Origin of the sequence: Inhella sp. (assembly GCF_027532025.1) — a bacterium.
In the GTDB taxonomy this organism is placed as follows: domain Bacteria; phylum Pseudomonadota; class Gammaproteobacteria; order Burkholderiales; family Burkholderiaceae_C; genus Inhella.
The window spans coordinates 1-1,314 of the sequence record NZ_JAPZSY010000011.1; the positions used below are offsets into that span (position 1 = coordinate 1).

The 1,314-nt window shown below is 67.0% G+C and carries 2 protein-coding genes; both read left to right on the plus strand.

Going from position 1 to position 1,314, the window contains the following annotated elements:
• Nucleotides 1-817 (plus strand): ABC transporter substrate-binding protein (locus tag O9335_RS02405; protein ID WP_298382998.1); only part of this gene is annotated, 817 nt, incomplete at its 5' end.
• 112 nt (nucleotides 818-929) lie between these two features.
• On the plus strand, nucleotides 930-1,314 hold a 385-nt coding region (locus tag O9335_RS02410), incomplete at its 3' end, for an ABC transporter substrate-binding protein (protein ID WP_298383003.1).

Sequence of the window (1,314 nt, forward strand, 5' to 3'; positions counted from 1 at the left end):
CTATGCCTCGGCCACGCTGAGTCTGGACGCCATGCCCCAGGCCGAGAAGGCCGGCGTGCTCTTCTTCGCCCCCTTCTCCGGCGCCAACCCGGTACGCAAGCCCAGCCCCGTGGTGCACACGCTGCGGGCCTCCTACGGCGATGAGTTGGAGAAGATGCTGGCCTTCTGGACTGGCCTCGGGATGAAGGAAGTGGTGGTCGTCCACTACGACGACGAGGTCGGCAACCAGAACTTCGGCGTCGTCCGGGACTACCTGGCACGCCAGGGGAAGACGCCCAAGGCCTTCTCGCTGGAGCGCAACGCCAAGATCGACGATGCGCGCTTCGCCCAGCTGATCGCGCTCAAGCCCGAGGTCATCATCAACACCGTGCTCTCCGGCGCCGCAGCCGAGATCACCAAGCGCCTCGTGGCCCAGGGCCTGTTCGTGCCCATGTCCAGCCTGTCCTTCGTGGGCGCGCAACAGTACATCGACGCAGCCGGTGACGCCGCGGCCGGTGTCTCGATCTCGCAGGTGGTACCCAACACGGCGGCCTCGCTGCCCGTGGTGCGCGAATGCGCCCAGATGCTCAAGGACAGCGGCATCAGCAAGCCCATGAACAGCACGCACTTGGAGGGCTGCATCGGCGCCAAGGTGCTGACCGAGGCCATGCGCCGCAGCAAGCGCCCCGGCGACGCCCGGGCCCTGCTGACCGCCTTGCGCAATCTGGGCAGCTACGACACCGGAGGGTTCACGGTCAGCTACGCCCCGGACCAGAACCACGGCAGCAAGTACGTGGAACTGGGCATGGTCACGCGCGGCGGCAAGCTGCGCAACTGACATCTGCTTACACCTTCGTACACCTGCACACAGGTGTTGCGGTTTCGGGCCTAGTCCTGAAACATCTTCTGGGTGACGATGCGGTCCACATACCCCCAAGGGGAGATACCGCATGAAAACCTCCATCCTCCGTCACCCGTCCCTGGCCGCCCTGCTGCTGGCCCTGGGCCTGGGCAGCGCCCAGGCCCAGAACGCCTGGATCGTGGGCCAGTCGGCGCCGCTGACGGGCAGCAACGCCGCCTTCGGCCAGGACATCCGCGATGGCGCCCTGGCTTATTTCAAGTCCGTCAATGCCCAGGGCGGCGTGGCCGGCGCCCCCATCGAGCTCGTCACGCTCGACGACCAGAACCAGCGCGAGACCGCCGGCGAGAACACCACCAAGCTCTTGCAGACCCGCGGCCTGGTCGCCCTCTTCGGCTATGCCTCGGCCACGCTGAGTCTGGACGCCATGCCCCAGGCCGAGAAGGCCGGCGTGCTCTTCTTCGCCCCCTTCTCCG